Source organism: Cetobacterium sp., assembly GCF_048470075.1.
Taxonomy (GTDB): domain Bacteria; phylum Fusobacteriota; class Fusobacteriia; order Fusobacteriales; family Fusobacteriaceae; genus Cetobacterium_A.
In genome coordinates this window covers 1-6,062 of the sequence record NZ_DBGBQB010000211.1, presented here as the reverse complement: position 1 = coordinate 6,062, position 6,062 = coordinate 1, and the positions used below count along the sequence as shown (strand labels likewise).

The window sequence follows — 6,062 nt, the reverse complement described above, 5'->3', positions numbered from 1 at the left end:
GCCTAATATATGCCATTTTCTAAATAAAAAAAGTACAAGTGTTGGAGTAATATGTTGATATTATATACATATCAAGGTATAATAAAAATAAAGATTAAGAGGTGATGTTGTATGTGTACTCAATTATTTGATCCAAAAGTTGATTATGTTTTTAAAAATATTTTTGGTTCAGAGAAACATCCAAGAATATTAATATCTTTTTTAAATGCTTGTATAAAACCTAAAGACCCCATTATAGATGGTTAAACTAAAAAATACAGAAATAACAAGAGAGTATATTGAAGGTAGCTTTTCAAGACTAGATATACTGGCTAAAACAAGTATAGGTGAATCAGATTTATTAAGTGTTTGGGTAGGATTTTTAGAAGATCCAAACAATGAAAAAGTAATATATTTAGAGAGAAAAATTGAAGAGTTACAAGAAGCTAAAGAGGAACTTGCAAGAATAAGTAGAGACCCAAAGGAAGCTGAGAACTATCGTATGCGTGAAAATGCAAGAAATGATAGATTAAATGCACTGCTATCAGCAGAGGAAAAAGGATTGAAAAAAGGAATTCAACAAGGATTAACAGAGGGAGAAAGAAAAGTAAAGTTAGAAATTGCCAAATCTTTAAAAGGAATATTATCAGATGAAATAATATCAGAAAAGACAGACTTATCTTTAGAGGAAATAAAAAGTCTTTAGGTGCGGCTGGAGATGATAACATATGGACTATACAACAATCTAATTTTAGAAAAAGCGTTAAGAGTTGTATACTTCAATATCAAATCAGCACTGGAAATAGCTGAAGAGGAATATATTGAAGACTTATCATATATTAAACAAAAGAATCTACAACAAAAAAATTGCAGAAAATCTGCAATTTTTTTATAATTAATTTCTTAAATTTATTATGAAAATTGTGAATCGCATAATCCACAACCTGAGCAAACATGCCCATTATATGAAAATGCAATTTTTTGTGCTCTTTGCTTTTTTCTAAGCTCTGCTGTATGTCCATCTCCCTCTCCATTAACGTGGTATTTCAACATTTCAACCAAATTATCCATACATGATGATAACCCTTTTATTGGAGCTCCTGAACAAGGATTATCATCTAAAAGAGCAATAACTTTATCCACTTCCATTCCAGGTAACAGTTTTGAAATTGCATTTAGATTTCCTGGACAACCTCTAACTGCTGAAAAAGACAGTATTTTACCATCTTTAACTTCCACTGTCATCTCTTTTGCACAGGCTCCATATGGTACCTCTGTAAACTTTACATCCTTTTTTGGCTCAGCAGCATTACTCATTGCACTGATTGCTAAAACTCCTGTCAATAAAAACATTTTACTTCTCATAGTTTCCCCTCCCATATCAATATAACTAATATAGGTATATAGCTCATTATTTGGGATATGTCAAATTAAAAATAGCAGTTTTTATTGTTTCAACACTACTCTTCCTTCCAGTTTTGGCTCTAAAACTTTTGCTTTTTTAACATAATCTATAAAAATATCTGAATCTATACTTTTTTCTGAATCTATCTCTATTGTACCCAACGAATCCTTTAACATCTGGAATCCATCTCCACCATTTTTTATGTATAATGGAAGAGCTACAGTATATATTTTTTCCAACTCTATTGGTTTTCCATCTATTGTTACATTCTCAACTCTATTTCCAACATCTCCCTTTGGATTATAGCTATATTTTAAACCTGAAACCTGTAAAAATCTTCCAGCTTTTTTATCTACACTACTCACTCCATGCTCTAATGCTTCAACAATAGTTTTTCCACTATATTTAAAAGCTCCTATTTTATTTGAAAATGGTAATATTGATATAGCATCTCTTAATCTAAAATCTCCTGCCTCAATATTTGCTCTAATCCCTCCTCCATTCATAAATGCAATCTCAGTATTAAAGTGTTCTTTATATGCATCTGCTATTAAATTTCCAATATTGCTCTCCTCATATCTAGCATGATGATTTTCTCCAAACCCAGAATCTAATTTTACATTACTCTTAGCAATAACAACTCCCAAATCTCTATCCAATCTCTCTTTATAGAACTCTTCCAGTTTTAACATCTCTTTATCTGGTAAAACCGAACTATTAACTGGGATAAGTTCCAAGGTTTGCTTTATTTTTCCTTTTTTATTTTTAAATACATCAATTTTTACAATGGATCCCATATTTCCTTGTGGAGAAACAATTGGCTTTTCATTAACATATGTCACATAGCTATATTTTTCAGACTTTTCCTCCGCTAATATAGCATCTATGTCAGGATATTTTTCTAAAATTTCAATATTTAACTCTGGCTCTGATTGAGTTAAAAGAACTATAAAATCAACTCTCTCCCCTTTTAACTTTTCCAAGTTTTCTCCAACACTTTTTATTATATCCTCTTGATATATCTCAGATGTCTGAATTGTTGTTTCCATTCCATCAGTAGTTCCTAAAAAACCAATTTTAAAATTTCCCATATTTTTTACAATATACTCACTGGAACCATTAAATGGTTTTCCTGAACTCTCTTTTAAATTGCTGCTTATCCATTGAAATTTAGATTTATTCATTAGATTTCTTGCTTCTGTCACTCCAAAGTCAAACTCATGTTGTCCGAAATTTGATATATCTATAGGCATCTTATTAAAAGCTTCAATCATTGGAAATCCATGATAAACAGCTCCGAATAAAACTCCACCTCCAAGATCCCCACCTTGGAGTACCACAGTATTTTTATTTCCTTTTTTTATAGAGTCTACTATAGTTTTAGCTCTGGCAACTCCACCTCTTTCCCCATGTTTATCCACAACTGGATAAATCACATGAGAATCATTAAAATATAATAGTGTCGCTTTTTCTTGAGCGACAACTAATGATGAAAAAAACAAAAAATTAATTAAAAATTTTTTCAAAATACCCCTCCAATATAATATATAATTTTAAAGTTGAACTATTATATCATATCTAACCATCTCAAAGCAAAAAAGTCATAGATTTCTCTATGACTTTTTTACTTATTTTTCTATATCTTTCACAGTTATTGATCTTATATTTGTTGCTCTTCCCTCTTGAGGTAAGCTTAATTTCCCGCTGTTTATAAGTTCAACCGCAATAGTTTGATTTTTATCTTGCGGTAATCCTATAATCTCCCAATTGTTATCTGGCAATCCATCTATAACCTTTTTCTCCTGGATATATTTCATAGCTAGCTGTTGAATAGTTCCCTCAGCTTTCCCATACTCTGTTTTAGAATCCCATAAAATAGGTATATTTCTATTTTCAAAAATTTCACCTTTTTTAGCCAACATATCAAATCTATATGAGTTCATTCCAACTTTAATCTTCATATCATCTGTTATAGGAGTTCCATCCATTAATTTTAAATCTTTTATTCTGTTTCCTTTTTCCTCTCTTAAATCAATCTTATACTTAACTCCTCCAAATTGATCATATAAGCTATATTTAAAAGATCTTCTATCTAAATCAAAACTTATAGTTAAATCTCCTGGCTTTAAAGTATTAAAGTACTGAGCAGACCACTCCATATATTTTTTTAAATCTTTTCCTGTAAACTCATAAACAGTTATCTCTCCTCCAGTATAACGATAATTATAGGCAATATCTTTTTTCTTTACCTCTCCAGCTTCCCATTTAGAGTCATCTCTATCCAGAGATAGTGCAACAACTTGTGCATCACTATAATTTAACATAACATTATGTAAAAAAGTAGCAAGTCCTGTATCCTCTACATATATACTAGGAATACCTTTTACTTTATCCTTAGGTACAAGAGGATTAGTTGCTTTTCCTATAACTATATTGGCTTCCTCTCTCAATTTTTCATGATAAGGCATATATATCTTATCCACTCTTTCACTATTTTCAACCCCTTTTAATGAAACAGTTTTTGCCTCTTTTGATACAAGTTTTAATTTTTTATCAGTATCAAATTTTAAACCAACTATAGATAAATTTTGTCCATATTTGTATGGTGCAGTAATTATTACTCCATTCTCTATTTTACTTGAAATCTCTTTATGAGCATGCCCAGATAAAATAACATCTATTTCAGGAATAGCATTTGCAATATCTTTTACTCCACTTCCAGGTATTCCATTCTCATTGTCATATCCCATATGAGCTACTAAAACTATAGCGTCCACTTTCCCTTTTAATTTTTCAACCTGTACTTTTATTGCAGGAATAGAATCTATTACCTCTAACTCCTCAACATTTCCCGTATCCGCTTCAAATTTAGTGATAAGAGGAGTTGTGACACCTATAAATCCAACTTTAATACCATCTTTTTCTACTATTGTTGCTCCCTCTAAAAACTCTTTTCCATCTTTCTTATAGAAAAGGTTTGATGCTAACGATTTACTTTTAAGGTCTTGTGTATATTTTGATAACACATCTATACCAAAATTAAATTCATGGTTTCCAGGCACAAATATATCATACTCCATTGCATTCATAACCTTTGCAACAGGATTTGGAAAAACCTTTGAAAATTTTTCCACAGAGTTATCTTGAATAGCATCTCCAACATCTACTAAGATAATGTTATTATTTCCTTTTTTTTCCTTAGTTACATATGTATCTATCTGGCTAAAACTTCCTGAAACATATGAATCTCCAGAATATTCCCAAGGAATAACTCTTCCATGAACATCTGAGCTAGATATTATCTTTATATCTACCTCTTTTGCCAATAGAAAAGAGGTTGTTAACGTTCCTATAAGCATCACATTTTTTAATCTCATTTAATCTCCTCCTGATTTTGTTTAATACAGATTAACATTATTTTAATTCTTTTTTTGAATAGAAGCAAGTTTTTATTGAAAAAACAATGAAAAAAGAGGCAAATAGCCTCTTTTTTTTATATACTCAATTAAATAGTTATATTTTTTTCTGTTTCTATATCAAATAGATGGCACTTATCCATTTCAAAATAGAAATTTTCCTGTTGATTAAAACTTGCACCAGTTGATTTTTCTGCTGGAATTCTTGCTGTATACTGTGTATCTCCTACAAAGAAATAGATAAACTCCTCATTACCCATCTGCTCTACTATATTTACTTTTCCAGCCAATGATGAATCTCCAGCTTTTGCAGTATTTTTATTTCCTACATTTTCTGGTCTTATTCCAAACCAAACCTCTTTTCCTACATGCCCTTTAACTTTATCAGCTTTCTCTTTTGGTAACTCTAATCTGTCCCCATTTGCTAATTTTACAAAAGTTTTATCCCCTTCTGAAACTAAAGATGCCTTTACTATATTCATTGCAGGTGATCCTATAAATCCAGCTACAAATTTGTTTGCCGGTGTATTATATAGATTTAAAGGTGTGTCTACTTGCATAATCTTTCCATAATTTAACACACAAATTCTATCTCCCATTGTCATTGCTTCAACTTGGTCATGAGTTACATAGATCATTGTTGCATTTTGTCCCTCTTCTTTCAATTGTTTATGAAGTTGAGTTATTCTTACTCTCATAGATACTCTAAGTTTTGCATCTAAGTTTGATAAAGGCTCATCAAATAAGAAAACCTCAGGCTTTCTAACAATAGCTCTTCCAACTGCAACCCTCTGTCTTTGTCCTCCAGACATCTCCTTTGGTTTTCTATCTAAAAGATCTGTGATTTCAAGCTTTTCTGCAGCTTCTTTAACTCTCTTATCAATCTCATTTTTAGGAACTTTTGCCATTTTTAATCCAAATGCCATATTGTCATAAACAGTCATATGTGGATAAAGTGCATAGTTTTGGAAAACCATTGCAATTCCTCTATCTTTTGGAGGTAAGTCATTAACTAGCTTATCTCCTATATAGATCTCTCCACCTGTAATCTCTTCTAATCCTGCAACCATTCTTAGAGTTGTCGATTTTGCACAACCTGATGGTCCTACGAATACCATGAACTCTCCATCTTTAATATTAAGATCAATTCCATGAACTGCCTTAAATCCATTAGGGTATTGTTTCTCTACTTTTCTTAGTACTACTTCTGCCATATTAATTCTTCCTCCTTGTTTTTTACTAAATCTGAGGTTATTATATAG

The 6,062-nt window shown here is 31.0% G+C and carries 7 protein-coding genes; 3 read left to right on the top strand and 4 right to left on the bottom strand.

Annotated features, from left to right (window positions below; genetic code table 11):
• Positions 1 to 111: 111 nt before the first annotated feature.
• From ACMOUI_RS07540 to ACMOUI_RS07530, 3 genes are read left to right on the top strand one after another with little or no spacing between them, the layout of a single operon-like run.
• Complete coding sequence (locus ACMOUI_RS07540; protein WP_418965118.1) at positions 112 to 246, top strand: PD-(D/E)XK nuclease family transposase; 135 nt, start codon at positions 112 to 114, stop codon at positions 244 to 246.
• Positions 239 to 685: an Rpn family recombination-promoting nuclease/putative transposase gene (locus tag ACMOUI_RS07535; protein WP_418965117.1), complete on the top strand. Its 447-nt coding sequence runs from the start codon at positions 239 to 241 to the stop codon at positions 683 to 685. Before ACMOUI_RS07540 ends, ACMOUI_RS07535 begins: the two co-directional genes overlap by 8 nt.
• A gap of 12 nt (positions 686 to 697) precedes the next feature.
• The gene (locus ACMOUI_RS07530; RefSeq protein ID WP_418965116.1) at positions 698 to 874 is read left to right on the top strand and encodes a hypothetical protein; all 177 of its coding nucleotides are present in this window, start codon (positions 698 to 700) and stop codon (positions 872 to 874) included.
• Positions 875 to 891: 17 nt separating this feature from the next.
• Here the strand turns inward: ACMOUI_RS07530 and ACMOUI_RS07525 are convergent, their stop codons facing one another.
• From ACMOUI_RS07525 to ACMOUI_RS07510, 4 genes are all read right to left on the bottom strand, one after another.
• On the bottom strand, positions 892 to 1,344 hold the full coding sequence (locus tag ACMOUI_RS07525) for a TSCPD domain-containing protein (RefSeq protein WP_418965115.1): 453 nt from the start codon (positions 1,342 to 1,344) through the stop codon (positions 892 to 894).
• A gap of 81 nt (positions 1,345 to 1,425) precedes the next feature.
• Positions 1,426 to 2,910: a bifunctional metallophosphatase/5'-nucleotidase gene (locus tag ACMOUI_RS07520; RefSeq protein ID WP_418965114.1), complete on the bottom strand. Its 1,485-nt coding sequence runs from the start codon at positions 2,908 to 2,910 to the stop codon at positions 1,426 to 1,428.
• Positions 2,911 to 3,012: 102 nt separating this feature from the next.
• Positions 3,013 to 4,761 (bottom strand): bifunctional metallophosphatase/5'-nucleotidase, encoded by a 1,749-nt coding sequence (locus ACMOUI_RS07515; protein ID WP_418965113.1) that lies wholly within the window; start codon positions 4,759 to 4,761, stop codon positions 3,013 to 3,015.
• Between the two features lie 128 nt (positions 4,762 to 4,889).
• Entirely contained in the window at positions 4,890 to 6,014 is a 1,125-nt protein-coding gene (locus ACMOUI_RS07510; RefSeq protein ID WP_418965112.1) for an ABC transporter ATP-binding protein, read from the bottom strand.
• Between the last annotated feature and the right edge of the window lie 48 nt (positions 6,015 to 6,062).

Coding starts and splice junctions, on each gene's coding strand:
- ACMOUI_RS07540 (WP_418965118.1), top strand. CDS start 112: ATGTGTACTCAATTATTTGATCCAAAAGTTGATTATGTTTTTAAAAAT.
- ACMOUI_RS07510 (WP_418965112.1), bottom strand. CDS start 6,014: ATGGCAGAAGTAGTACTAAGAAAAGTAGAGAAACAATACCCTAATGGA.
- ACMOUI_RS07530 (WP_418965116.1), top strand. CDS start 698: ATGATAACATATGGACTATACAACAATCTAATTTTAGAAAAAGCGTTA.
- ACMOUI_RS07525 (WP_418965115.1), bottom strand. CDS start 1,344: ATGAGAAGTAAAATGTTTTTATTGACAGGAGTTTTAGCAATCAGTGCA.
- ACMOUI_RS07535 (WP_418965117.1), top strand. CDS start 239: ATGGTTAAACTAAAAAATACAGAAATAACAAGAGAGTATATTGAAGGT.
- ACMOUI_RS07515 (WP_418965113.1), bottom strand. CDS start 4,761: ATGAGATTAAAAAATGTGATGCTTATAGGAACGTTAACAACCTCTTTT.